The 26,375-nt window shown below is 64.6% G+C and carries 21 protein-coding genes; 11 read left to right on the forward strand and 10 right to left on the reverse strand.

Features of this window, described 5'->3' with window-relative positions; all coding sequences use genetic code 11:
• Window positions 1-97: 97 nt before the first annotated feature.
• The 5 genes from ACFFWD_RS03830 to ACFFWD_RS03850 all read right to left on the reverse strand — a co-directional run bounded on the left by ACFFWD_RS03830 (window position 98) and on the right by ACFFWD_RS03850 (window position 5,533).
• Window positions 98-904 carry a helix-turn-helix domain-containing protein gene (locus tag ACFFWD_RS03830; RefSeq protein ID WP_376961747.1) on the reverse strand — a complete coding sequence of 269 codons (807 nt, stop codon included), beginning with the start codon at window positions 902-904 and terminating at the stop codon, window positions 98-100.
• 148 nt (window positions 905-1,052) lie between these two features.
• Window positions 1,053-1,709 carry a glutathione S-transferase family protein gene (locus tag ACFFWD_RS03835; RefSeq protein WP_376961604.1) on the reverse strand — a complete coding sequence of 219 codons (657 nt, stop codon included), beginning with the start codon at window positions 1,707-1,709 and terminating at the stop codon, window positions 1,053-1,055.
• A 102-nt stretch (window positions 1,710-1,811) separates the two neighbouring features.
• Window positions 1,812-3,023 carry an acyl-CoA dehydrogenase family protein gene (locus tag ACFFWD_RS03840; RefSeq protein WP_376961606.1) on the reverse strand — a complete coding sequence of 404 codons (1,212 nt, stop codon included), beginning with the start codon at window positions 3,021-3,023 and terminating at the stop codon, window positions 1,812-1,814.
• Between the two features lie 52 nt (window positions 3,024-3,075).
• Window positions 3,076-4,239, reverse strand: coding sequence for an acyl-CoA dehydrogenase family protein (locus tag ACFFWD_RS03845; protein WP_376961608.1), 1,164 nt, complete (start codon window positions 4,237-4,239; stop codon window positions 3,076-3,078).
• Window positions 4,240-4,396: 157 nt separating this feature from the next.
• Window positions 4,397-5,533 carry an acyl-CoA dehydrogenase family protein gene (locus ACFFWD_RS03850; RefSeq protein WP_376961610.1) on the reverse strand — a complete coding sequence of 379 codons (1,137 nt, stop codon included), beginning with the start codon at window positions 5,531-5,533 and terminating at the stop codon, window positions 4,397-4,399.
• A gap of 219 nt (window positions 5,534-5,752) precedes the next feature.
• Here ACFFWD_RS03850 and ACFFWD_RS03855 point away from each other — a divergent pair, with 219 nt between their 5' ends.
• Window positions 5,753-7,294: an acyl-CoA synthetase gene (locus tag ACFFWD_RS03855; RefSeq protein ID WP_376961612.1), complete on the forward strand. Its 1,542-nt coding sequence runs from the start codon at window positions 5,753-5,755 to the stop codon at window positions 7,292-7,294.
• A 137-nt stretch (window positions 7,295-7,431) separates the two neighbouring features.
• Window positions 7,432-8,658 carry an ABC transporter substrate-binding protein gene (locus ACFFWD_RS03860; protein WP_376961614.1) on the forward strand — a complete coding sequence of 409 codons (1,227 nt, stop codon included), beginning with the start codon at window positions 7,432-7,434 and terminating at the stop codon, window positions 8,656-8,658.
• Window positions 8,659-8,807: 149 nt separating this feature from the next.
• On the opposite strand, the gene ACFFWD_RS03865 is transcribed toward ACFFWD_RS03860, so the two are convergent.
• On the reverse strand, window positions 8,808-9,572 hold the full coding sequence (locus ACFFWD_RS03865; RefSeq protein ID WP_376961616.1) for a helix-turn-helix domain-containing protein: 765 nt from the start codon (window positions 9,570-9,572) through the stop codon (window positions 8,808-8,810).
• Window positions 9,573-9,782: 210 nt separating this feature from the next.
• Between ACFFWD_RS03865 and ACFFWD_RS03870 the strand changes: the two genes are divergently transcribed.
• The 3 genes from ACFFWD_RS03870 (at window position 9,783) to ACFFWD_RS03880 (ending at window position 15,290) form a co-directional block, all read left to right on the forward strand.
• A complete protein-coding gene (locus ACFFWD_RS03870; protein WP_376961618.1) occupies window positions 9,783-12,176 on the forward strand; it encodes a marine proteobacterial sortase target protein in 2,394 nt (797 codons plus the stop codon).
• A gap of 5 nt (window positions 12,177-12,181) precedes the next feature.
• Window positions 12,182-12,751 carry a class GN sortase gene (locus tag ACFFWD_RS03875; protein WP_376961620.1) on the forward strand — a complete coding sequence of 190 codons (570 nt, stop codon included), beginning with the start codon at window positions 12,182-12,184 and terminating at the stop codon, window positions 12,749-12,751.
• Between the two features lie 316 nt (window positions 12,752-13,067).
• Window positions 13,068-15,290: an acetate--CoA ligase family protein gene (locus ACFFWD_RS03880; RefSeq protein WP_376961622.1), complete on the forward strand. Its 2,223-nt coding sequence runs from the start codon at window positions 13,068-13,070 to the stop codon at window positions 15,288-15,290.
• 176 nt (window positions 15,291-15,466) lie between these two features.
• Here the strand turns inward: ACFFWD_RS03880 and ACFFWD_RS03885 are convergent, their stop codons facing one another.
• Window positions 15,467-15,982, reverse strand: a complete 516-nt coding sequence (locus ACFFWD_RS03885; RefSeq protein WP_376961623.1) for a DUF992 domain-containing protein — start codon at window positions 15,980-15,982, stop codon at window positions 15,467-15,469.
• A 125-nt stretch (window positions 15,983-16,107) separates the two neighbouring features.
• A complete protein-coding gene (locus ACFFWD_RS03890) occupies window positions 16,108-16,869 on the reverse strand; it encodes a S1 family peptidase (protein ID WP_376961625.1) in 762 nt (253 codons plus the stop codon).
• A 113-nt stretch (window positions 16,870-16,982) separates the two neighbouring features.
• Between ACFFWD_RS03890 and ACFFWD_RS03895 the strand changes: the two genes are divergently transcribed.
• The 6 genes from ACFFWD_RS03895 to recQ all read left to right on the forward strand — a co-directional run bounded on the left by ACFFWD_RS03895 (window position 16,983) and on the right by recQ (window position 23,849).
• Window positions 16,983-17,615 (forward strand): HAD-IA family hydrolase, encoded by a 633-nt coding sequence (locus tag ACFFWD_RS03895; protein ID WP_376961627.1) that lies wholly within the window; start codon window positions 16,983-16,985, stop codon window positions 17,613-17,615.
• Window positions 17,616-17,688: 73 nt separating this feature from the next.
• Window positions 17,689-18,009 (forward strand): hypothetical protein, encoded by a 321-nt coding sequence (locus ACFFWD_RS03900; protein WP_376961629.1) that lies wholly within the window; start codon window positions 17,689-17,691, stop codon window positions 18,007-18,009.
• A 154-nt stretch (window positions 18,010-18,163) separates the two neighbouring features.
• Complete coding sequence (locus tag ACFFWD_RS03905) at window positions 18,164-19,111, forward strand: AAA family ATPase (protein WP_376961630.1); 948 nt, start codon at window positions 18,164-18,166, stop codon at window positions 19,109-19,111.
• A gap of 8 nt (window positions 19,112-19,119) precedes the next feature.
• Window positions 19,120-20,496, forward strand: coding sequence for a vWA domain-containing protein (locus ACFFWD_RS03910; protein ID WP_376961632.1), 1,377 nt, complete (start codon window positions 19,120-19,122; stop codon window positions 20,494-20,496).
• Between the two features lie 117 nt (window positions 20,497-20,613).
• Window positions 20,614-21,837, forward strand: coding sequence for a T6SS phospholipase effector Tle1-like catalytic domain-containing protein (locus tag ACFFWD_RS03915; protein WP_376961634.1), 1,224 nt, complete (start codon window positions 20,614-20,616; stop codon window positions 21,835-21,837).
• Window positions 21,838-21,980: 143 nt separating this feature from the next.
• Window positions 21,981-23,849 carry a DNA helicase RecQ gene (gene recQ, locus ACFFWD_RS03920; protein WP_376961636.1) on the forward strand — a complete coding sequence of 623 codons (1,869 nt, stop codon included), beginning with the start codon at window positions 21,981-21,983 and terminating at the stop codon, window positions 23,847-23,849.
• Window positions 23,850-23,876: 27 nt separating this feature from the next.
• Here the strand turns inward: recQ and ACFFWD_RS03925 are convergent, their stop codons facing one another.
• Window positions 23,877-24,263 (reverse strand): hypothetical protein, encoded by a 387-nt coding sequence (locus tag ACFFWD_RS03925; RefSeq protein WP_376961638.1) that lies wholly within the window; start codon window positions 24,261-24,263, stop codon window positions 23,877-23,879.
• A 141-nt stretch (window positions 24,264-24,404) separates the two neighbouring features.
• Window positions 24,405-26,321, reverse strand: coding sequence for an SWIM zinc finger family protein (locus ACFFWD_RS03930; protein ID WP_376961640.1), 1,917 nt, complete (start codon window positions 26,319-26,321; stop codon window positions 24,405-24,407).
• Between the last annotated feature and the right edge of the window lie 54 nt (window positions 26,322-26,375).

Genomic DNA, 26,375 nt, shown 5'->3' on the forward strand with positions numbered 1-26,375 from the left:
ATGAACCGCTATCATTAGGATAAAACCGCCTTCCCGGAGCTAACTGGACAGGCTCCTAGTGCGCAATTGCGCACGGGGGGCGGGACGACGGCGACATTTACGTCAGCGCCGGCTCACTCACCGCCTGCCCGGCCCGGTAGATCGCGAGATCACGCGAGCCGGAGAAGATTGCGCGCGGCTTCAGGCCGTAGAAGCGGCGGATCGAATGGCTGAAATGGGTTGAATCGGGATAGCCGATATCCTGCGCGAGATGCGCGAGGTTGATGTCCTGATTGGCGAAGTGCAGGAGATGCCTGGCGCGCTTCCAGGCGCGGAACGAGCGGAAGGAGATTCCGGTCTCCTCCTTGAACAGATGCAGGAAGCGCGACGGCGACAGTCCGGCGTCCGCGGCGCATCCCGCCGCCGTGACCGGCTCGCCGGAGAACTGTCCGATGCGGCCGATCGCGCGTACCACGCGCGGATCGAGCTCTCGCTGCGGCAGCGCGTCGCCGAAGCACATGATGTCGAACTCGGCATTGGAGATCGCATCGCGATGCTGCATCTCGGCGAGCGTCGCATAGGCGGCACGGATGCGGTTCACGAACAACGCAGTATCCGGACTTTGCAGGCGGCGGGCCAACGCCTCGAGCGTGCCGTCCGGCACGCTCTCCGGCTCGATCGCGACGCAGATCGCCGAACGATACTCGCTGGTGATGGTGTGGCGCAGGTTCGGCATGGTCACGGCGAGTTCGCCATGCGCCTGCCGGCCGTCGCTGGTGGACAATTGCAGGCCGTCGCGGATCGCGACATAGACATGGAATGCGCCGGGGCAGCGCTCGCGCGGGCGGCCAAGCAGGCCGGCATAAAACACCCGTTCCGGCGTGATCAGCATCCGGTGGCCGGACTCGTGACCCTTGGCGTCCAAACCTTTGGCGTCCATGTCGTTGTCCATGGCAGGTTCCCTCCGCGCGCGGCTCTTTGGGCTCGCTGCGACGGCGGCTACCATAGCGCAAATTCAGAAGCTGTCACCGACAGGTTGGATCAATTCGGAGACAGATCGACGCTACCCGGACTCAGGGCCGGACGCGCGGCGCAACGTTTTGTTCTAGCCCGGCTTTTTGTTCCGCTGCGACCGCCCGCTTGAAGCCGTCGCGCTGCTGCAGTCGAGCCCAATAGGCCGCGACGTTAGGCCCGAAATCCTTGGCGAGGCCGATATTGGTGGCGAGCCGGAGCGCATAGCCGTTGGCGATGTCGGCGGCGGTAAATCGGCCGGCGCAGAGGAACTCCGAATTCGCGACCGCCGCCTCCACCGCGCGCAGGCGGCCGAGGAACCATTTGGCGTAGTCGCCCGAGACCTGCGGGTTGCGCCGCTCCTCCGGCTCGAGCTGGCTGTAGCGGAGCACCAGCGTCTGCGGAAAGGTCAGCGTAGCGTCGGAGAAATACATCCAGTTCAGGAAGGCGCCATAGGCCGGCTCGTCGGGGCCAACGATCAACGGCGTCGGTCCGTGTTTGGTACCGAGGTAATGGCAGATGCCTGATGACTCCGTCATCCTGGTCTCGCCATCGACCATGAACGGGATGGTGCCGAGCGGATTGATCGCGAGATACTCCTTGGCGAAGACGCGCGGCGGGAACGGCAGCATCTTCAGCTCGTAAGGCAGCCCCATCTCCTCCAGCATCCACAGCGGACGGAACGAGCGCGCGGCGTCGCAGTGATAGAGCGTGATCATCAGACGTTTCCCATGTTCTTGGTCGGCGCCACCATGGAGCGCCGCCGAGCCGACTGCAACAATCTCGTCATGCGCGGCGAGTGCATTGCGCACAATCCCGGTTCAGGCATTGCTGTGCTTGCGCAGCTCGAGCCGCGCGATCTGATTGCGATGGACCTCGTCCGGGCCGTCGGCGAGACGCAGCAGCCGGGCCGTCGCATAGGCCGCGGCGAGCCCGAAATCATTGCTGGTGCCGCCGCCGCCATGCGCCTGGATGGCCCAGTCGATGACCTGGCAGGCCATATTGGGGACCGCGACCTTGATCATGGCGATCTCGGCCTTGGCCACCTTGTTCCCGACGGTGTCCATCATGTAGGCCGCGTTGAGGGTCAACAGTCGCGTCTGCTCGATCATGATGCGCGATTCAGCGATCCGCTCCTGCGTGACCGTCTGCTCCGCGACCGGCTTGCCGAACGCAACCCGGCTCCTGGTCCTGACGCACATCTTTTCAAGGGTGCGTTCGGCCAGTCCGATCAGCCGCATGCAGTGATGAATGCGGCCGGGGCCGAGGCGGCCCTGTGCGATCTCGAAGCCACGGCCCTCGCCAAGCAGGATATTGCCGACGGGAACGCGCACATTGGTGAACACGACTTCCGAGGCACGGTCGGGCACGCCGTAGAACCCGAACACCGGAAGCGGGCGCAGCACCTCGATCCCGGGCGTATCCATCGGCACCAAGATCATCGACTGCTGGCGATGCCGGTCCGGATTGTGCGGATCGGTCTTGCCCATGAAGATGCAGATCTTGCAGCGCGGATCGGTGGCGTTGGTGGTGTACCACTTGCGGCCGTTGATCACATATTCGTCGCCGTCGCGCACGATCGAGCTTTCGATATTGGTTGCGTCGCTGGAGGCAACGGCCGGCTCGGTCATGGCGAAGCAGGACCGGATCTCGCCGGCGAGCAGCGGCTTGAGCCACCGCTCCTGATGCTCCCTGGTGCCGTAGCGCGCCAGCACCTCCATGTTGCCGGTATCGGGCGCGGAGCAATTGAAGACCTCGGGCGCAAGATGCGACCGGCCCATGATCTCGCACAGCGGCGCATATTCGAGGTTGGTTAGGCCGGCGCCATGCTCGCTCTCGGGCAGGAACAGATTCCAAAGCCCCTCGTCCCTGGCTTTCGGCTTCAACTCCTCGACGATCGGGAAAACCTTCCAGGGGCCAAGCTCCTCCGCCTCGCGATAGAACCGGGCCTCATTCGGATAGACGTGGCGATCCATGAACGACTGAAGGCGATGTTTCAGCTCGACGACTTTCTGGCTCTCCTGATAGAGCATATCGTCCTCCATCGGTGCTTTGAGGACCCGCGCATTCGGCGCGCGGATCGCGTTACTGCTTCTGCTTCGAGCCCGGCAGCGTGCCCATCATCTTGCACAGGACCATCAGCATCACCTCGTCAGCGCCGCCGCCGATCGAAGTGAGGCGGCTGTCGCGATAGGCGCGGCTGACCGGCGTCTCGTTGGTAAATCCCATGCCGCCCCAATATTGCAGACAGGCATCGGTGAGCTCGCGGCCGAGCCGGCCGGCCTTCAGCTTGGCCATGGTCGCGAGCCGCGTCACGTCCTCGCCCGCAACCAGCGCTTCACCGGCACGATAGATCAGCGAGCGCAGCAATTCGACCTCGGTCTGCATCTCCGCAAGCTTGAAGTGGACCACCTGGTTGTCCAGGATCGAGCCGCCGAAGGCCTTGCGGTTGCGGGTGTAGTCGATGGTCTCGTTGATGATGTATTCATGCGCCTTCAGGCAGGCCGCCGCGCCCCACAGCCGCTCCTCCTGGAACTGGATCATCTGGTAGGTGAAGCCCTGCCCTTCCTCGCCGATCCGGTTGCGCTTCGGCACCCGCACATTGTCGAAGAAAATCTGCGCGGTGTCGGAGGCGCGCATGCCGAGCTTGTCGAGCTTGCGCGCGACCTGAACACCCCTGGTCTTCATGGGAACGCAGATCAGCGACTTGTTGCGGTGGACCTGCCCGTCGCTGGTGTTGGCCAGAAGGCAGATCCAGTCGGCCTGGGTGCCGTTGGTGATCCACATCTTGCCGCCATTGATCACGTAGTCGTCGCCGTCGGATCGGGCCTGCGTCTTGATCGATGCGACATCAGAGCCGGCGCCGGGCTCGGAGACGCCGATGCAGGCGACCTGGTCGCCTGATATCGCGGGGCTGAGGAATTCGCGCCGCACCTCGTCGGAGCCGAACCGTGCCAGCGCCGGCGTCGCCATGTCGGTCTGCACCCCGATCGCCATCGGCACACCGCCGCAGGTGATGGCGCCCAGCTCCTCGGCCATCATCAGCGCGTAGGAATAGTCGAGCCCCTGACCACCGAACGCGACCGGCTTGTTGAGGCCGAGGAAGCCGAGATTGCCGAGCTTCTTGAACAGCTCGTGCGCCGGGAAGACACCGGCCTTCTCCCACTCGTCGACATGAGGATTGATCTCGGCCGCGATGAATTTCTGCAAGATACGGCGCGGTCCGTCGTGGTCGGCGGTGAAGAGCATCTTGTTTCCTCGTCATTCCTTCTTCTCACCTCCCCCTGAAAGGGGGAGGTCGGAACGCTCGGCAGCGCCGAGCGGGCCGGGTGGGGGTCGAACTAGCAGTCGGACTCGTGGCTGGACCCCCACCCCGCCCTCCCCCTTTCAGGGGGAGGAAGAACAATCACAGCCCCATCTGCCGGCTCGCAAGATCCTTCATGATCTCCTCGGTGCCACCGCCGATCGCGTTGACCTTGACCTCGCGGTAGATGCGCTCGACCTTGATGCCGCGCATGAAGCCGGCGCCGCCGAAGATCTGCACCGCCTCGGACGCGCAATGCGCCATGGTCTGGGTCGCCTGGTTCTTCATCATGCAGATCTCGGCGACCGGACTCTCGCCCTGGCCGAGCCGCCACGCCAGCATTTCCAGCATCGCCTGCGAGGCCGCGACCTTCTGCGCCATGTCGACGATCTTGTGGCGGATGACCTGGTGCTGGGCGATCGGCTTGCCGAACGTCTTGCGCTCCTTGGCGTAGGCGATCGCCTCGTCGAGGCAGACGCGGGCGTAGGCCGTGCAGCTTGCCGCCATGCCCATGCGCTCGCTGTTGAAGTTCTGCATGATGATCTTGAAGCCCTGCCCCTCTTCGCCGATCAGGTTCTCGACCGGCACGCGGCATTCGTCGAAATGCAAGGTCGCGGTGTCCGATGCCCACCAGCCCATCTTCTTCAGCTTGGTGCGCGACAGGCCGGGCGTGTTGCCCTCGATCAGGAGCAGGCTGACGCCGCCGGGGCCCTCGCCGCCGGTGCGCACCGCGACCGTCAGATAATCGGCGCGCATGCCCGAGGTGATGAAGGTCTTCTCGCCGCTGACGACATAGTGATCACCCTCCCGCCTTGCCTTGGTGCGCAAGTTCGCGACATCGGAGCCGCCGCTCGGCTCGGTGATCGCAAGCGCCGAGATCTTCTTGCCCGACAACACCTCGGGCAGCACCCGTGCCTTCACTTCCGGCCGCGCGGCGCGCGCAATCGGCGGCGAGCCGATGGTGTGGCTCATCAGGCTCGAGCTGACGCCGCCGGCTCCGGCCCGGGCGAGTTCCTGCGACGCCACGATCTTCATGAACTGGTCGGCGGCGATCCCGCCATATTCCTCGGGGAAGCCGAGGCCGAGCAGCCCGATCTCGGACGCCTTCACATAAAGCTCGCGCGGAAACTCGCCCGCCTCGTCCCATTGATGGGCATAGGGCTCGATTTCCCGCGAGACGAAACGGCGCATCACCTCGCGAAAGGCCTCGTGTTCGCTGGTGTAGAACGGGTTCGCCATCCGCCTTGCTCCGTTGATTCCTGCTGGCGGACGATGTCCGGAATCCCGCGGCCTAACTTGCGTCGAGTGGCTGCCGTTGATCGGCTGACCGCCCTCCGGCCAGCAGCCAGCAACTAAACGCAAGACAGTATCTCGATACGCCGCCTCCACTGCCCCTTTATGGCATCAATCGAGCCGGGGCCAGGCGGCGCAAGACCGCCGGTCCAGCAGGAGGGACATTTGCCGGTTCGTCATTACGACTGGATCGCCCATCATCGCCGGCGCACGCCGGACAAGATGGCGCTCGTCGACCTCGCAAGCGGTCGCCGTTTCACCTACGCGGAGCTGGACGCGCGCGTGGCGCGGCTTGCCGGCCATCTCCGTAACCAGTTCAACGTTATCAGCGGCGATCGCGTCGTGGTGCTCGCGCTGAACACGACTGACACGCTGGAGGTGCAGTTCGCCTGCTTCCGGCTCGGCGCCGTCTTCGTGCCGCTCAACACCCGCCTCACCGTCCCCGAACTGCACTACATCGTCGGCGACGCCGCACCCAAGGCGATGATCCACGACGACGATCTCGCCGAGACCGCGCTTGCGGTGGCAAAGCTCTGCAATGTTCCGTCGGTGCTGAAGTTCGGACCCGGCGGTTCCTATGAGAACGCCATCGCGACGGCAAAACCGCTCGAACGGATCGAGGAGGTCATGCTCGATGACATCTCGACCATCATGTACACCTCGGGCACGACCGGCCAGCCCAAGGGCGCGATCATCACGCACGGGATGACGTTCTGGAATTGCGTCAATCTCGGCGGGCCCGCCTACATCTCGCCATCCTCGGTGCTGCTCACGGTGCTGCCGCTGTTCCACACCGGCGGGCTGAATTGCTACACCAACCCGGTGCTGCATTCCGGCGGCACGGTGCTGATTATGCGCGCCTTCGATCCCGGCGAAGCACTGCGGCTGATCAGCGATCCCGCGCAGGGCATCAACGTATTTTTCGGCGTGCCCTCGATCTACCAGTTCATGGCGCAGCATCCCACCTTCGCAGCCTCCGACTTCAGCCGGCTGGTCGTCGGCGGCGTCGGCGGCGCACCGATGCCGGTGCCGCTGCTCAAGACCTGGGAGGAGCGCGGCGTGGCGCTGCAGCAGGGCTATGGCATGACCGAGACCTCGCCTGCGGTGATGGTGCTCGACCGCGAGGACGCCGCGCGCAAGGCCGGCTCGTCAGGCAAGCCGGTGCTGCACACCGAGGTACGGATCGTGCGCCCCGACGGCAGCGACGCCGATGTCGGCGAGCTCGGCGAACTCTGGGTCAAGGGACCGAACATCACACCGGGCTACTGGAACCGGCCGGATGCCAACGCATCCTCCTTCACCGACGGCTGGCTGCACACCGGCGACGCCACCCGGATGGACGAGGACGGCTTCTACTACATCGTCGACCGCTGGAAGGACATGTACATCTCCGGCGGCGAGAACGTCTATCCGGCCGAGGTCGAGAGCGTGCTGCATCAATTGCCGGCGGTTGCTGAAGCCGCCGTCATCGGCATCCCGAACGAGCAGTGGGGCGAGGTCGGCATGGCAATCATCGCCGTAAAGCCTGGACACTCGCTGACGCCGGCGGAGATCCACGCGCATTGCCAGGCCAATCTGGCGCGGTTCAAATGCCCGCGTCTGGTCGAGTTTGTTGACGCCCTGCCGCGCAATGCGACGGGCAAGATTCACAAGCCCACCTTGCGGCAGGCTTTCAGTCAGCCGAAGCCGACCGATAGCGCCGCGTGACCCGATCGCGACAAGCGCGTAGGCGCTTGCGTGGAGGAACACAAGCGAACACGAACTGCCTCGCAATCGTCTGCCGGGACCGGTTGCGAGTTTTTCCAGGAAGTCCCCAACCAGAATAAATCGAGGATTATGCCTTTATGAATACCAAGAAGAAAATGTCGCTGCTGGCGGCCGCCACGGCGCTCTGCCTGCTCTCCACCCAGGCCGCCTTTGCGCAAAAGAAATACGACACCGGCGCTTCCGACACCGAGATCAAGATCGGCAATGTCGAGGCTTACAGCGGCCCGGCGTCCGCCTATGGCATCATCGGCAAGACCGAGGAAGCCTATTTCAAGATGATCAACGACCAGGGCGGCGTCAACGGCCGCAAGATCAACTGGATCTCCTATGACGACGGCTATTCGCCGCCGAAGACCGTGGAGCAGGTCCGCAAGCTGATCGAGAGCGACGAAGTGTTTTTGGTGTTCAACGCGCTGGGCACGCCGACCCAGACCGCGGTCCAGAAATATCACAACGCCAAGAAGGTGCCGCAGCTTTTCCTCGCCACCGGCGCCAGCAAGTGGAACGATCCGAAGGACTTCCCGTGGACGATCGGCTTCCAGCCGAGCTACCGCGTCGAGGCACGGATCTTCGCGAAGTACATCCTCAAAGCCAAGCCGAACGCCAAGGTCGTGGTGTTCTATGCGAATGACGATTTCGGCAAGGACTATGTGCAGGGCCTCAAGGAGATCTTCGGCGACAAATCCTCCAGCATCATCGTCGCGGAGGAGAGCTACGAGACCACCGAGCCCTCTATCGATTCCCACATCGTCAAGCTCAAGGGCACCGGCGCCGACGTGTTCGTCAACATTTCGACGCCGAAATTCGCCGCGCAGGCGATCAAGAAGATGCACGAGCTCGAATGGAAGCCGATGCATGTGATGACCGACGTCTCGATCTCGATCGGCGCTGTGATGAAGCCGGCCGGGCTCGACGCCTCCGAAGGCGTGGTGTCGGCGAGCTACCTGAAGGATGCCTCCGATCCGCAGTGGAAGAACGACGAGGGCATGAAGAAGTTCATGGCCTTCGTCGACAAGTACATGCCGGGCGCCAATCTCTCCGACACCAACCTCGTCTACGGCTACGCCGCGGCGCAGACCATGGTGCAGGTGCTGAAGCAGTGCGGCGACAACCTGACGCGCGAGAACGTGATGAAGCAGGCCGCCAGCCTGAAGGACTTCGCGCCCGACACCCTGATCCCTGGCATCAGGGTCAACACCGGCGCAGCCGACTTCGCCCCGATCGAACAGCTCAAGATGATGCAGTTCAAAAATGGGCAGTGGGAATTGTTCGGCGACATCATCAGCGCCGAGACTGGGGGCTAGTTGATTCACCTCTCCCCGCCTGCGGGGAGAGGTCGGATCGCTCTTGCGATCCGGGTGAGGGGGCACAGGTTCATCAATTGCAGTAAACGTTCGCGGAGAGAAGCCCCTCACCCCAACCCTCTCCCCGCAAGAGCGGGGCGAGGGAGAAGCTACCCCGGCAAGAAAATCGCAAACTGTTCGTCGACCGTGCGGCGCAAGTGCTCGCGGTAGACGGCGTGATTGGGATCATCGGGCGAAATCCGTCCCACGCTCGGGTTGGGAACGTTCTTCACCGGCAAGAACGCGATCGGGGCCGCGATCGGCGTCAGCAGCGAGCCGCGCCCGGCGAGCAGGGTCGTGATGATGCCGTACATCTCGCCGGTGTTGCGCGGGCGCGAGACCGTGATCAGGCGGTGCTGGCCGTGCCGGTTGGTCACGAGGTAGACGAAGCCTGACTCGTTGGGAACAGCCACTTCGCCATACTGGGTGTAGTCGGCATCCTGCCGCTCGCCTTCATGAAACCCGAGCGATGCGGCGACCTCGTCCCAGGCGATCACGGTGCGATAGGCATAGATCGCGTCCTTGTCACCGAACGACGGCCGCACCGTGATGTAGGTCCCCTCGATCCGCGACACCGCACGGCGCGAGTAGGATCCGAGGCTGTCGGGTGCGACCTCGCCGTTGGCTGACGCCGCAAGCGGCGTCGCGGCCGGCGCCCTGCGCAGGGCGACGCCGAGCGCCTGTTCGAGCCGCACCGTGGTCGCGAGCGTGAACGGGCGGCGGCCGCCGAGCACTTTTTCCAGCGTGGAGAGGCTCAGCTTCGCCTGCTCGGCCAGCGCCTGCCGCGAGATCCGGCGGCGCGCGATCTCCTCGCGGATGGTCTCCGCCACCTGCCGGCTCTGCTCGGCGGAAAGCTGCTTGTCCGGCGTCGGCATCGTGGCCCCTTGCGCGATTCCTGATCGAATTCGCTCAAGTCTAGCAGACCGCACAATCCATCACAAAGCCACACAAATCCGCCTCGGCGGACGGCGGACGGCGGACCGCGCCGGGCGGCGGCCGAACATTGCCGATCATTCTGCTCGCGCCAAACCGCGCGTTCTCCAAGATTTCGACAGCAGCGAACACCTCGCTCGGGAGTGACTGACATGACGACGATTTGCGATGAACTTGATTCCAGCCGGCGCGGGCGCCTGTCGCGCAAGATGCGTATTCTGCTGTTCTTTCTGGTGGAAGGTGTCGCCGCCCTCGTGATCGGGTTTGCGGCGCTGTTCCTGAGCTTCGACCCCGTGTGGTCGGCCGAGCGGCCGCAACCGGCGGTGTTGCGGCCGGGCGATGCCCGCTCCGGCTCGCTGCTGCTCAAGACCGAGGACGGCTACGCCGATGCGCTCAGGCTCGGCATCGATGTCGACCTGACCGTGTCGGGCCCGACCATCCGCGCCCGCGTCACGCAAATCTTCCGCAACCCGACGCAAAACTGGATGGAGGCAACCTATGTCTATCCGCTGCCGTCAGGCGGCGCGGTCGACACCTTGAAGATGGTGGTCGGCGACCGCGTCGTGGTCGGCGACATCAAGGAACGGCAGCAGGCCCGCGCGATCTACGAGCGGGCCAAACAGAACGGCCAGAAGGCGGCGCTGATCGAACAGGAGCGGCCGAACATCTTCACCAATTCGGTCGCGAACATCGGCCCCGGCGAAACGGTGCTGGTGCAGATCGAGTATCAGGAACCGGTGCAGCAGAACGGCAGTGAGTTCTCGCTGCGGGTGCCGATGGTAGTCGGCCCGCGCTACAATCCACTTCCATTGGTGCAGAGTGTCGACCTCCGCCCCGACGGCGGCGGCTGGGGTGCGACCAAGACTGATCCGGTGCCCGATCGCGACCGCATCTCGCCCCCGGTGCTCGATCCCGCCGAGCATGCGTCGATCAACCCAACCAACGTCACGGTGCGCCTGCAGGCCGGCTTTCCGCTCGGCGAGGTGAAGAGCCATCACCACAACGTCAAGATCGAAAGCCCCGACAGCGCTACGCGCATCATCAAGCTCGCCGAAGGCCTGGTGCCGGCCGATCGCGATTTCGAGCTGACCTGGAAGCCGGCCGCGGAGAAGGCGCCGTCGGTCGGGCTATTCCGCGAGCATGTCGGCAATTCCGACTATCTGCTCGCCTTCGTCACCCCGCCGTCGGTCGACCAGACGGAGCAAAAGCCGTTGCCGCGCGAAGTGATCTTCGTGATCGACAATTCCGGCTCGATGGGTGGCACCTCGATCATCCAGGCCAAGGCGAGCCTTCTGTACGCGCTCGGCCGCCTGCAGCCGACCGACCGCTTCAACGTGATCCGCTTCGACGACACCATGGACGTGCTGTTCCCGACACCGGTCGCTGCGACCAGCAGCAACGTCGCAAACGCGACATCGTTCGTCAGCGCCCTGCAGGCCCGCGGCGGCACCGAGATGGTGCCGGCGATGCGCGCCGCGCTGTCGGACACCAGCCGCGACAACGCAGACTACGTCCGCCAGGTCGTGTTCCTGACCGACGGCGCGATCGGCAACGAACAGCAATTGTTCGAGACCATCAGCGCGCTGCGCGGCCGCTCGCGCGTCTTTATGGTCGGCATCGGCTCGGCGCCGAACACGTACCTGATGACACGGGCCGCCGAGCTCGGCCGCGGCACCTTCACCCATATCGGCTCAGTCGAGCAGGTCGAGGACCGCATGCGTGGCCTGTTCGCCAAGCTGGAGAATCCCGCGGTGACGGGGCTCACCGCAAAATTCTCCGATGCCGCCGCCGACCTGACGCCGTCGGCACTCCCCGACGTCTATCGCGACGAGCCGCTGGTGCTTGCTGCGAAGCTCGACAAGCTTGCAGGCTCGGTCGAGATCAAGGGCCGCGTCGGCGACCGTCCCTGGACGGTGACGCTGCCGCTCGCGAACGCCGCCGAAGGCAAGGGCCTGTCAAAACTGTGGGCGCGCCGCAAGATCGCCGATGCCGAGGTTGCGCGCACCACGCTGCAGGCAAGCGTGGAGGATGCCGACAAGACCATCCTCGCGCTGGCGCTGGAGCATCAGCTCGTCTCGCGGCTGACCAGCCTCGTTGCCGTCGACAAGACGCCGAGCCGTCCCGACGGCGAGCCGCTGAAGCTTGCCGAGCTGCCGCTCAACCTGCCCGCCGGCTGGGATTTTGCCAAGGTGTTCGGCGAGCGGCCGCGCCTGCCGGTGGCGCCGACCGAACGCCGCGCCGAAGCAGACGGTGCCAGGGTGCAGGTCGCGGCGTTGAAGCGGCCGATGCCTGTCGTCACCGCGGCGCCTGCGACGGTGCAGCTGCCGAAGACGGCGACCGATGCCGAATGGAAGATGATTGCAGGCGCGATCCTGCTCGCGATCAGCCTGCTCATCGTGGTGTTCAACCGACGTCAGATGTCACTTGAGTTGACGTCGGATGAAAGGAGGAGGCGACCCCCGACCTCCTCTTTCAAGAGCGCGCGCGGCCTCCCACCCGTCCCCCAAGGGCCGCGCGCGCAACTCTTTCTCTCCAGCCGTCACTAACGCGAATGCCCCGCTTCATCCCGCCCCTGGTCTTCGCCCTCATCGGCCTCATCCTGTTCGGCCAGGGTGCCTACATCCACGCCAAGGCGCTGCTGGCGCAGGTGCTGCTGGAGCGGGCCTTCGCAAGAACCATCGCCACAGGTCGTCCGGTCAAGCCGTGGAGCTGGGCCGATACCTGGCCGGTGGCGCGGATCGAGGTGAAGCGCCTTCACGCGTCTGCGATCGCGCTCGCCGGCAGTAGCGGCCAGGCGCTGGCTTTTGGCCCGGGTCATGTCGAGCAAACGGCGGAAGCAGGCGAGCGCGGCATCGCGGTCTATTCCGCGCATCGCGACACCCATTTCCGCTTCCTCAAGGACGTCGCTCTTGGCGACGAGATCGACGTGACGAGAGGCGACGGCAGGACGTTCCGCTACCGTGCGGACAGCAGCTCCGTCGTCCGTTTCGATCAGTCCGGCATCGATCCCGTGACCGACCGCCATGAGCTCGTGCTGTCGACCTGCTGGCCATTCGACGCGCTGACGTCGGGGCCGGAACGCTATCTGCTACACGCGACCCTGATCGAACCGGGTTCGTGAGCGTCTGCAGGAATGCAGCCAATGAAACCCAATCCTCCTACCCGGCTCGTCATGGCCGGGCTTGTCCCGGCCATCCACGTCTTTCTCGCTTGACATGAGCAAAGACGTGGATGCCCGGCACAAGGCCGGGCATGACGAGAAAGGAAGCCACAAAATTCTCCGTGTGCCGGGATATTGCGCGCGATGCCTGACCTGCGCTGGTGTGAGTTGCCTCCCCCTTCCCCTGCCCATAAAAGGAATCAAAAATCAGGGCGCGCGGCGACCGACCGCGGGTCAAGGGAAAACGACAAAAGCAACAAGGATAAGGGCAGGCTCCATGGAAGCTCTCGTAAGCACCGCGTCTCATCCGGCTACAAAATGGTCGCCCCCTGCCGACGCCAACGACGTCATCAAGAGCATCCACGCGATGCTGCACCCGCGCAATATCGTGCTGGTCGGCGCCACCGACAAGCCCGGCAACTATGCCGAGCGCATCTGGAACAACCTGATCAAGTACAGATATGCCGGCGGCCTGTTCCCGATCAACGCCAAGCGCGAAACGATCTGGGGCGTCCCTTGTTACAAGGATTTTGCCAGCCTCCCCGAGAAGCCCGACCACGTGCTGGTGCTGGTGCCGGCGCGGTTTGCGGTGCAGGTGATCCGCGACGCCGCCGCAGCGGGCGCGCGCTCGGCCACCATCGTCACCTCCGGCTTCAGCGAGTTGCAGGATGAGGAGAGCCAGCGGCTCGCCGTCGAGCTGAAGCAGGCGATCAAGGAAACCGGGCTCGCCGTCACCGGCCCGAATTGCCTTGGCAATTTGAGCGCCGGCGAGAATCTCTTCACCAATATCGACGATCGCATCGTCACCATGGACCAAGGCGCGGTTGCGATCGCCGGCCAATCCGGCGCGATCGTGATGGCGATCCGCCAGACACTGGAAGATCGCGGGGTCGGCGTCGGCTACATGGTCACGACAGGCAATGAATCCGGCCTCGAAACGCCCGACCTGATGGCCTATTTCGCCGCCGATCCGAGCATTCGCGTGATCGTGGTCTATCTCGAAGGCGTCCGGAACACGAAAGCGTTTCGCGATGCCTGCAAGGCCGCGCGCGCCGCGGGCAAGCCGGTGATCGCGCTCAAGCTCGGCGCATCCGAGGGCGGCCGGGCGGCTGCGATGGCGCATACCGGCGCGCTGGCCGGCTCGATCGAGACCTTTGACGCGATCTCGACCCGCGAAGGCGTGATCCGCGTCCGCGGGCTCGATGAGTTGATCGAGACTACCGAGTGCTTCGTCCACGCCGATCCGCCGAAGGGCAATCGCCTCGCCGCCGTGTCGCTGTCCGGCGGCAAGCGCGGGCTGTTGATCGACGCCTTCTATTCGGCCGGCCTGAACTTTGCGCCGCTGAGCCCGAACGCATCGGGACAATTGGCAGAGATGCTCGGGCCGGGCAGCATCGTCGGCAATCCGCTCGATGCCGGTTTCGCCGCGGTGGTCGATCCCTCCGTCTACATGAAGTCGATCAAGATCATGATCGACGATCCCGACACCGACATCGTCATCATCGATGCGGAGCTGCCCAAGGCGCCGCACGAATTGCGCGAGCGCAATCTGCGCATCGTCAACGAGATGGCCGGCAGTGCCCACAAGCCGGTGATCTATATCAGCGCGATGTCGATCGGCTTCACCGAGCACACCAAGGCGCTGCGCAAATCGCTGCCGAACATCGCCGTATTGCAGGGCCTCGACCGCGCCGTCGGCGCGATCAAGTCGCTGATCGAGTATGCGAGTTTGCGTAAGGAGATGCCCGATGTCGCCTCGAGCTCGAAGGCATCGGCGCGCGCCGTGCTGGAGAAGACGCTGAAGAGTGCCAACGGCGCCGCCGCGCTCGACGAGGTCGCCTCAAAGAAGCTGCTCAAGGCCTACGGCATCCCGATCTCCAAGGAAGAGGTCGCACAGACCGCGGCGGACGCCGTGAAGATCGCGAAGAAGATCGGCTTTCCGGTGGTGGCGAAGGTGGTCAGCCCCGACATCCTGCATAAATCCGATGTCGGCGGCGTGGTGCTGAACCTCGGCAGCGCCGCCGAGGTGAAGAAGGCGTTCAACGACATTACCGCGCGGGTTAAGAAGCTGAAGGGCAAGCCGAAGCTCGAAGGCATCCTGATCGCGCAGCAGGTCAAAGCCGACCTCGAGCTCGTGGTCGGCGCGTCGCTCGACGCCGAGATGGGCCCCGTGGTGCTGTTCGGCACCGGCGGCGTCGACATCGAGTTGTTGAAGGACGTCGCGCTGGCCGGCGCGCCGCTCGATGCGGCCGAGGCGAAGCAGTTGATCGCCAAGACCAAGGCCGGGATCAAGATGAAGGGCTATCGCGGCAAGCCCGCGCTGCACGAGCCGTCGGCGGTGAAGGCGCTGGTCGGCCTCGCCAACCTGATGGCGGACGCCGGCAACCGCATCGCCTCGATCGACGTCAACCCGTTCCTGATCAACAGCAAGCTCGGCGTTGCCGTCGATGGCCTGATCGTGCTGAACAACGCCGCCGCGAGCAAGGCGGCGGGGCATTAGGTTCGACCCACGCACAATCCGTAGGGTGGGCAAAGGCGCGTCAGCGCCGTGCCCACCCTCAAGAGCTCCGTGGTGGGCACGCTTCGCTTTGCCCACCCTACAACTGCATCCACAAGCTTGACTCTCGGGTGCCCCTCACCCGGACTGCCAGCGAGCGAACTGGTTCACTGATGTCGTCACCGGGTCATTCGACGTGCGGGCGCAGCGGCCGGTCGCAGCTCCATCTGGGATACGCCCGCCGCAATATTCACGCCCGTCTGCGCCTGCACCGAGACCGGCTGCAAGGCGACTGTGCGGTCCGAACCCCCGACCAGGAGGTTGGCACCAACCCCGGCGCCGACCGTACCACCGGCGGTCGCACCCGAATAAGTTCCCGCCAACGCCGCCCGGCGCTGCGTGGTCGGCGCAAAAACGGCCCAGGTCAGCCGGCCGCCGGAAGTGGCGCCGATGTCGAGGCCAAGCGTGCTGAAGGTGCCTTCATAAGCCTCGCGCGCCCTGCCTCTTGACGAGGCATAGATGCAGCTCAGTTGCCGCTGTCCCGCGACAATCATGCCAACACCGGGGGATATGTTACAGGTGAGCGTGCCGACCCTCGGTCGCGCGGCCTGCTGAGCCGCGGCCGGAACCGCCGCGAGGGCGAGCGCCAGAGCGGCGCACGCAGTTGCGATAGTGTTCAGCGTTGCTTTGTTCATGAGTGGCCCTCCATCGATTCATTCTGATGGCCCCTCAACGCGACCGACGTCGGGATGTTCCGGTTCCTCGCAGGGCGACGAAAGCGGACTCGGGCAGCTGATCGACGCCTTTATGGGTTCACGGCCTAAAACCCCGCTCCCCACTGTCGCGCGGTCTGCATCACCCAGTCGCGATAGAGCGTCAGCGGCGTGACGCCGGTGATGCCGCCGCAGCCGGCGGCGCCGTTCGGGCCGGTCGACCAGCTCACCACGCCGACGATCGCGGGACCACCCTGCTTGTCTTCGAAGACGGGCGCGCCGGAATCGCCGGTGCAGGCCCCTAACCCGTCGCGCGTGCCCTGCCCGACCGGATCGACAAGACGGATCTGCAACGTGCCCGGCTTGCCGGTTGCGACCAGGCCTGCAACACGGATCGTGCCGCCGCTCTTGCCATCGCCGCGCACGGTGACCCCGACGCCAGCGATGGTGAAGCGGCCGCCGACCTGGATCGGAATGTTGGGCATGCCGAGTGCCGACGGCGCTTTCCCGGTCGCGGGAGCCGCAAGCTGCAGCAGCGCAACATCCGCAGTCGCGCGATGATCGATCATCGCCTGCATGTTGAAGGCAGGATGGGTCGCGACCGTCCTGACGTCCTGCAGTTTCGGCTGTCGATCCGCACCATAGTCGACGATCTTGTAGTCGGCGCCGGGCTGCACGCAATGCGCCGCGGTCAGCACAACCTTTGGTGCGATCAGCGCACCGGTGCAGAAGTTGCCTCGCGAGCCGACGATGGTAACGATCGAGCGCGCCACGCCATCGGTCGATGGCGCACCACCGCCGACGATGGCAAAGGCCGGCGCGGAAACGAGCGGCGCAAAGGCCGTCATGATCACAAGCAGTTTCTTCATCGGCCCAGCAATAGCCGGTGCCACGCCGATCGCCAAGCTAGGGATCGGGCTGGCTCCGGTCATCAATCCGTGTTAGCCGCTCCCTCAAGCAAGGCTAGGCTCAGGCAGGACAGATGATCGAAGCAGTGATCTGGGATTTCGGCGGCGTGTTGACCACCTCGCCGTTCGAGGCGTTCGCGCGCTATGAGACCGAACGCGGCCTGCCGGCGGACATCATCCGCCGCACCAACGCGGCCAATCATCTCGAGAACGCCTGGGCCAAGTTCGAGCGCGCCGAGGTCGACATCGAGACATTCGACGAACTGTTCGCCCGCGAATCGAAGGCGCTCGGCGCCGAGGTCCGCGGCAAGGACGTGCTGCCGCTACTCTCGGGCGACCTCCGCCCCGAGATGGTCGAGGCACTGAAGCGCATCAAGGCGAAGTTCAAGACCGGCTGCATCACCAACAATTTGCCGGCAAATGCGATCGGCAGCAAGAGCGGGCGCACGCTCTACGTCGCCGAGGTGATGGCGCTGTTCGATCACGTGATCGAGTCGGCCAAGATCGGCCTGCGCAAGCCCGATTCGCGCATCTACCAGATGATGGTCGAGACACTGCAGGTGAATCCTGCGAACTGCGTCTATCTCGACGACCTCGGCGTCAATCTGAAGCCCGCGCGCGAGATGGGCATGACCACGATCAAGGTGCTGAATTCGGCGCAAGCGATCGGCGAACTGGAAGCCGCGACCGGCCTCACGCTGAGGTGAAGCGCCATCCGCACGCATTCACCGGGCATTCAGGCGACGGTTCTTAAGGGTCAACCTCCTTTTGGAGGTCCTCATGAAACTGTCTGTCGTCGCTCTCGTCTCAGCCGGCTCGATCCTGCTCTCGGTCGCGGCCTTTGCGCAGTCCACGCCGGGCGCGGCTCCTGCGGCACCGGTTGCCGCTTCGGCGCAAGCCAACACCGCGGCGGCAGCCCCGGTCCCCGGTGCCAAGCGCGCGGCCTGCCAAACCTCGGCGCAGGCGCTGAAAGGCCAGGACAAGCGCGACCAGATGCAGCTTTGCATGGCGCAGGCGCATCTCGATTGCCTGAAGCAGGCGATCGACCAGAAGGTTGTCGGCCCGCAGCGCAAGGATTTCGTCAAGAGCTGCGCCCACTGACGGGGCGGCTTCAGCTCCGTATTGCGCTCGGCGGAAATACCTCGGAACCATGCGCTAACGCCACGGCCTGACGGGCCAAACGAGCCTTGTGCTTTGCCCGTAACGGGGGCAGAACTGCTCCGCGTTCTCTTAAGACAACCCGGAGCTGATCCTCGTGGCTGACACCAGGCCCGTAGCCTCGATCGAGGCCGTGGAAAGCGGCCTTGCCGCGCAAGGCTATATCGCGAGCCGGCAGATCGCGACCGCGGTCTATCTGTCGCAGCAGATCGAGAAGCCGATCCTGGTCGAAGGTCCCGCCGGCGTCGGCAAGACCGAGCTCGCCAAGGCGATCGCCGCCTGGCGCGGCATGAAGATGATCCGCCTGCAGTGCTATGAGGGCCTCGACGAGGCCAAGGCGCTGTATGAATGGAAATACGCCAAGCAGCTGCTCTACACCCAGATCCTGAAGGACAAGCTCGGCGAAGTGCTCGGCGGCGCGCAGACCCTGCATGCGGCGCTCGACCAGCTCCACACCTTCGGCGACGTGTTCTTCTCCAAGGAGTTCGTCGAGCCGCGCCCGCTGTTGCAGGCGCTGGAACAGCCCAATGGTTGTGTGCTCCTGATCGACGAGATCGACAAGTCCGACGCGGAATTCGAGTCGCTGTTGCTCGAGATCCTCAGTGATTTCCAGGTCACCATTCCCGAGCTCGGCACGGTGTCGGCGGTGGCGCCGCCGACCGTGATCCTGACCTCGAACAGCGAGCGTGACCTCGGCGACGCCTTGAAGCGGCGCTGTCTGCATCTGCATATCGGCTTCCCCGAGCAGCGGCTGGAGGAACGCATCGTCGAAAGCCGCGTGCCCGGCGTCTCGCAGACGCTGCGCCGGCAGATGGTCGGCTTCATCCATGAGATCCGCTCGCTGGACCTGAAGAAGCTGCCGTCGGTCAGCGAAGCGATCGACTGGGCGCGCGTGCTGGTGCTGCTGCAGGCGACCGATCTGGACCATGAGATCGTCAAGGACACGCTCAACGTGCTCCTGAAATACGAAGCCGATATCGAGGCCGCAACGCCGCAGGTGTCCGCCTTCATCGCCAAGGCATCGCGGCACGGCGTGTTCAGCTAGGCCCGAAGATGCGCGAGAACCTGCATCGCTTCTTTCGTGCGGCGCGGGGAGCCGGGGTCCGGGTCTCGCCCGCCGAAAGCATCGACGCGATGCGCGCGGTCTCCGCGGTCGGCCTCTCCGATCGCGCCATCCTGCGCGACACCTTCCTCTTGACGCTCGCCAAGACACAGGACGAGAAGCGCGCGCTCGGCGACTGCTTCGATCTGTTCTTCAGCGCACCCGAGCCGGAGCAGGACAGCTCGGAGCAGCAACAATCCGACGACCGGGACAAGTCCGGCGCCAACCCGTCGGCTGATGCGCATGGCGATGCGGCGGGCGGCGCCGCGAACGAGAACGTCGGGCCACTGGCCGAGATGCTGCTGTCACAGGATCGCAACGCGATCTCGGCGGCGATCGCCAATGCGTCCGGAGCGGCGTCGCTGCCCGACATCCGCTACTTCACCCAGCGCGGCATCTTCCAGACACGCATCCTCGATGCGATGGGCATCCAGCGCCTGCGCGACGACATCGACAATGCGACTGCGACGAATCCGGCGCTCGCCGAGCGGCTGCAGGATGCGCTGAATGGCTTGCGCGGCACCGTCCGCGATGCGGTCTCGCAGGCGCTCCTGCTCTACGGCCGCGAGGAGGCGGAGAATCTGCGCAACGAGATCCTGCGCAACGCGCCGCTCGCCCGGATCGAGCCGCGCCAGGTCGAGCAGATGCGCACACTGATCCGCCAGATCGCACGCCGCCTGCGCGAGCGCTATTCCAAGCCGCGCAAGCGGCAGCGCCGCGGCCATCTCGACGTTCGCCGCACGCTGCGGCGGAACGCGGCCTGGGGCGGCGTCCCCTTCCTCACGGCGTGGAAGCGCAAGCACCGCGACCGGCCGAAGATCGTGGCGCTCTGCGACGTCTCGGGCTCGGTCGCGCGCGTCTCCGACTTCTTCCTGCTCCTGATCCACAGCCTGCACGAAGTCGTCGACGACGTCCGCTCGTTCGCCTTCTCCGGCCATCTGATCGAGGTAAGCCGCATCCTGGAATCGAAATCGCCCGAGGAGGCGATGAAGGAGATCATGTCCAAGGTCGGCTTCGGCTCGTCCGACTACGGCAATTCCTTCGCCGGTTTCGAGGATGAATTCATGAGCACGCTCACGCCGCAGACCACCGTGATCGTGCTTGGCGATGCCCGCAGCAACAACCTCGACCCGCGCGCCGACATCCTGCGCCGCATCAGCGAGCGCTCCAAGCGGCTGGTGTGGCTGAACCCCGAGGGCCGCATGACCTGGGGCTTTGGCGATTCCGAGATGCCGCGCTACGCGACCTTCTGCACCGTGGTCCGCCAATGCGCCACCGCCAAGCAGCTCGAGCGCGCGGTGTCCGATATCGTCGCGGTGTATCAATAGGTTGTTCGCAAAACTGTCATTGCGACCGCCGGCGACGACCTCAATTTGAGATTGAATCCGACGCCCGTTTTGCCCTACGATAGATGAGGAGATTCACGGCGACCGCGGGGGCATCGGATGCCGAAGGATATCATCATCTGCTGCGACGGCACCGGCAACGAGATCGGCGCCAATATTTCCAATGTCCTGAAGCTGTTTCGTGTCGTCGACAAGGGCGACCGGCAGCGCATCTATTACCATCCGGGCCTCGGCACGATCGGCCTGCAGAGCTCGTGGGGGCGTTTCAAGCAGGAGGCGCGCGGCGTGCTCGGGCTTGCCACCGGCGCTGGCCTCGACGAGGACACGCTCGGCGCCTACCTGTTCCTGTGCAAGGTCTGGGAGCCCGGCGACCGGGTCTGGCTGTTCGGCTTCAGCCGCGGCGCCTACACGGTGCGCGTGCTCGCGGCCTTCATCCATGTGATGGGATTGTTGCCGGTCGACCAGCTCGACCTCGCCGGCTATGCCTTCAGCTCCTACAAGAAGGCCAGTTCCGACAGCCAGAAATCCGACGGCGCGCCGGACGACTCGCCTTTGAAGGAGGCCTGTCATTTCAGCCAGATCGCCGGCGGCCGCATCATCGAGATCGACTTCATCGGGGTGTGGGACACGGTGGCCTCCGTCATCGTGCCGCGGCAGGACAATTTCCTGTTCGACCTGCAGACGCTGCGCTTCACCCGCACCAATTCCAGCGTCAAGAAGTTCCGGCAGGCGATCTCGATCGACGAGCGCCGGCGCATGTTCCGCCTCAATCGCTGGACCGAGCCGCAGAAGTACCGCTCGAACCCGTTCGATGCGTCGACCGCGGTCGACCAGGACATTCGACAGGTCTGGTTCGCCGGCGTACACGGCGATGTCGGCGGCGGCTACCCCGAGGACCAGAGCGGACTGTCGAAGTTTCCGCTGATATGGATGCTGACCGAAGCCCGGGCCGCCGGGCTGCGCTTGGATCAGGCGTTGATCGACCACTACGCCTGGGGCATGCCGATGCCGCCGAGCAAGCACGAATATGTACCGCCGAACGCGTTTGCGCAGATGCACGTCTCGCTGAAAGGCGCCTGGGAAATCCTCGAATGGCTGCCAAAGCGCGACAAGTGGAAGGAATGGCCGGAACGCAAATCCTTCCTCGGCTACTACCTGCCGCGCGGCGAGCCGCGGTTGATTCCGGAGGGGGCGATCATCCATCGCTCCGTGCTTGAACGACTAGAGAAGGATCCGACCTACCGGCCGGTCAACATGCCGAAGACCTACACGGTGGAGGAAATGACGTCGCCTCCCGCCGGGGTTACCGCCCAGGTTGCCTGACAGCACGGGCAAACAGGCTTGGAGAAGGTCCGTTCACTGCTCGTCACGGCGGCGTGCCTGTTGTAGGTTGCGGCGCATCGTGAGCGCTGTCTGCGCCGGTTCCACCGGACAGGCATCGCGCGCAACCGGACCATTCCTTATCCATGCCCACCTCGTTAGCCCGTAACCAGCCGCCGGACACCGGGGCCCGCGCCCTCTCCGTGCTCAACGCAGTGTTCGGGCTGCCGGCCTTTCGCGGCGCGCAGGAACAGATCGTCAGCCACGTCGCTGCGGGCGGCAATTGCCTGGTGCTGATGCCGACCGGCGGCGGCAAGTCGCTGTGCTACCAGCTGCCGTCGCTGCTGCGCGACGGCTGCGGCATCGTGGTGTCGCCGTTGATCGCGCTGATGCGCGACCAGGTCGCTGGCCTCGTCGAGGCCGGCGTCAACGCCGCGGTGTTGAACTCGACGCTGACGTATGAGGAGGCCTCCGAGGTCGAGCGGCGGCTGCTCGCCGGCGACCTCGACCTGCTCTATGTCGCGCCCGAGCGCCTGCTCACGCCGCGCTGCCTCAATCTGCTCGGCCAGGCGCAGATCGCGCTGTTCGCAATCGACGAGGCGCATTGCGTCTCGCAATGGGGCCACGACTTCCGCCCCGAATATATCGGCCTCTCGGCGCTCGCCGAGCGCTTCCCCGACGTGCCGCGCATCGCGCTGACCGCGACCGCCGACGCCCTGACGCGCAAGGAGATCGCCGAGCGGCTGTCGCTCACGGACGCGCCGCAATTCGTCGCGAGCTTCGACCGGCCCAACATCCGCTACGAGATCGTCGACAAGCAGAACGCGACGACGCAGCTCAAGACCTTGATCGCCGAGCGGCACGCCGGTGACGCCGGCGTCGTCTATTGCCTGTCGCGCGCCAAGGTCGAGGACGTCGCGGCGTCGCTGAACGATGCAGGCATTCCGGCGCTGCCCTATCACGCCGGGCTTGACGCCGGCGTGCGCGCAAGGCACCAGGACCGCTTCATCAACGAGGACGGCGTCGTGATCGTCGCCACGATCGCGTTCGGCATGGGCATCGACAAGCCGGACGTGCGCTTCGTCGCGCATCTCGATCTGCCCAAGAGCATCGAGGCCTATTACCAGGAGACCGGCCGCGCCGGACGCGACGGCAAGCCGTCCACCGCATGGATGGCCTATGGCCTCTCCGACATCGTGCAGCAGCGCCGCATGATCGACGAATCCACCGGCTCGGATGCGTTCAAGCGCGTCTCGATCGGCAAGCTCGATGCGCTGGTCGCACTGGCCGAGACCGTGCATTGCCGCCGCCATCGGCTGCTCGGCTATTTCGGCGAAACGCTGGAACGCGAGACCTGCGGCAATTGCGACAATTGCCTGTCGCCGCCGCGCGTCCGCGACGGCAAGGTGCTGGCGCAGAAACTGCTGTCCTGCGTCTACCGCACCGGGCAGCGGTTCGGCGCCATGCATCTGATCGACGTGCTGGTCGGCCGCCTCACCGAGCGCGTCAAGCAGTTCAGCCACGACCAATTGTCGGTGTTCGGCATCGGCCGCGAGCTCAACGAGAAGCAATGGCGCGCGGTGCTGCGCCAGCTCGTGGCGATGGGACATCTGCGCGCCGACAGCGACGCCTATGGTGCGCTGAAGCTGACCGAGAGCGCTCGCGGCGTGCTGAAGGGCGAGACCGCGGTGATGCTGCGCGAGCAGCCGGAGGGCGCGCGCAACCGCGCGATCCGCGGCAAGTCGCGCCGCGGCGAGCTGGCGCCGGCAACCGACGGCAAGGGCGCCGCCGCAAACCCGGCCCTGCTCGCCACGCTGCGGGCCTGGCGTTCGGACGTCGCGCGACAACGCGGCGTACCGGCCTATGTCGTGCTGCACGATTCCACCATCGACGGCATCGCCGCCGTGCGCCCGACCACGCTGACCGAGCTGCGCGGCATCGCCGGCATCGGCGACAAGAAGCTCGAGCATTACGGCGATGAGCTGATCAGACTGGTGAAGAGTGCGCAGGGGTAGACATGGCGAGACGCCAAGAACGGCCGATCATCTCTCCCAGGGCACGGGACGTTTGCGGTTTGCCCAGTATGGACAATGAGGACAGACCTCACCATCGGGATAATCAATTCCCTCTTCATGCGGACATCCGAGCAAATCCGGCGTCACAACGAGGGAACGCACCTCTTCCGTCCTGAGAAAGGTGGCGACCTGCTCCATGATTGCCGAATCATTGCGGATGTCGCCGCTTTCGATAAACCATCTGCGCAATGCGAACGGTGGCGTGTCCGGCACGGTGATCACTGCAACGGCAACCTTGCTGGCGCGCTCATTGTCGGGCCCGTAGAACGCCACGGTCCCGACCGGGTAGCCGCGAAAACCTGATTTGCTCTTCTTCTCCAGCCACTTTTGCGGCCGCCAGCCGATCTTCATCATAGTCTCTCAAAATCGTGACTAAAGCATGATCCGGAAAAGTGTGAAGCGGTTTTCCGAAAAGATCATGCTCAAACAAGAAACTAAAGCGCGATGACGATTCAACCTAATCTCATCGCGCTTTAGTCCACGAAGTTCATTGTCTCAGCGGGTGCCGCTCGACATCAAGAGCTTGATGAAATTCCGCCTCGCTTTGTGGCGGTCCTTGAGGTCGGCAAGGTACGCGGCATGTTGGGTGCTCTCGTCAAGCCGCTCCCGCAAGCCCCGCATCCGCTCGATCATGCCGTACGCGGCCTCATAGTTGGCCTGCCCGCCCGTTCGGACCCTCCGTTCCACCAGTTGGGCATAGGCCTTCAACGCCTCGTCCGGATGGTCCGATTCGCTTGCCCTGGCGAGCTCTTCCATGAGGCCCTCGCGGCAACCGTGGTTGCCGACGGCGGCCCACGCGTCCGCGACCAATCCTTCCGTCAAAAGCAACCGAATCAGAACGTCGGCGGTCTCCGACGACAAGGGCCAACGTCCTTGCGGACGCGATTTCGCTGCTTGCTCTCTCAGCAAGGCAATGGCCCTGTCCCGCACGGCGATCCCAAACATCCGATCGGCACCGGCCGTAGACTTCAATCGCTCGTAAAGGCCGATTCTGGGTTCCCTGGCGAACGTCCGCCAGAGCAGCTCAGTGGCATTTTCGTTCCGCCCCTTGCGCTGATAGAGATCGCAAGCAAACAGAACCAGGCGTTGGTCGGGGCTATCTTCGAACTTCCACAGCCCCTCCTCCGCCCATTTCAACGCCTCTTGTTCCCGCCCGTTGTCGAGGCAGACCTGCGCAATGCCGAGGTAGTCATATGCGCTCGACAAATCGCCGGATCGAACGGCGATGATCCCGTCGATGTCGTCCTCTCGTTCGGCAAATCGTTCCATCATGGCCCTAAGTGCGAATCCGTCGCCAGGTCGATCGTCGGCTTTCTTTCCTCGCTTGGATTTCGCCTTTTTCCACGCTTCGGTTGCGAGGCTGCGATATTCGGCGAGACCGGCCTTACCCAGGACTTCAGCATAGGTCTCGCTCGCACCGAAGAAGAACTCCCAGTCGGAATCGACCTCGCGCGCAAATAGCGTCCGCGCCAAATCGACAGGATCAGGCTTTGCCTTTTGGCAAGCGGCTAGGTGAATGCCGCAGGCTTTCGCGTAGCACGCTCCGGCGCCGCCATCGGAGTCGTCGACCTTGGCGAGTGCATCGTCCATTCGCGCGAAAAAATGGTCGAGCAGCTGCAGGACAAGCGACGCCCGTCCACTCTCAAGCAGAATCGAGAGGCGATCGAGCACGCGCTCGATCCCCTGCGCCCAGTCGCGCATGTCACGATACTCAATGTAGCCGCGGACGCGGGTCGCGTCGGTGATCGCCTTCTTGAATTGTGCGAGCAGCGTTGGGTCGTCTGTTGTCTCGAGAGCCGTCGAGAGCGCCAGCTCCTCAAACAGCGCGGAATCGCGCTCGGCGAGCTTCAGAATCATCGTGGTGAGCTGCTCGACGCCCCTTGCGCGCAGATGATCACGGATCTTGTCGAGCCGGTTGGCGGTTTGCTCGAGCGCATCCGGCTTGAGACAATTGACGGCAAGCGCGGTCGCCACAAGATGCTTGCAAAAGCCCCAATCGTCGAATGCCCGGCAGGAGCAGTTGCCGGAAAAGCTCCGGCCCCGCCCGGTCAGCTCACAACGATAGCTTTCCGTGCCGACGACCCGAGCGACCACGCGGGCCTCGTCGATCGTCATGATCTCGACCCGGCCGTCTGCTTGGTAGGCACTACCGCGGTTGAACGCCTTTTCACCAGCAATATCCCGCAACACCGCGACATCGAACCGGGCCGGACGAGCAGCAGCTTCGATGTCTTGGGTATCGCGCTTGGAGGCTTGCGTCACTCGCACGGACCCTCTTGATCCCACACCGAAATCGGAACGCTTGACTGTATCCGTCCCGCGCGCCGGTCTCGACGAACTTCGGAGGTTCCTGAACCGTACGCGGCGAATTAGCTCTTCGTCAACGCGCCCAATCAGCTCGGCGAACGGCATTCTTGCCCGCGGGCATGGGCGGTGCGAGGATTGGCGCGTGACTTACTCTGTCGT

This window comes from Bradyrhizobium erythrophlei (assembly GCF_042430365.1).
In the GTDB taxonomy this organism is placed as follows: Bacteria; Pseudomonadota; Alphaproteobacteria; order Rhizobiales; family Xanthobacteraceae; genus Bradyrhizobium; species Bradyrhizobium erythrophlei.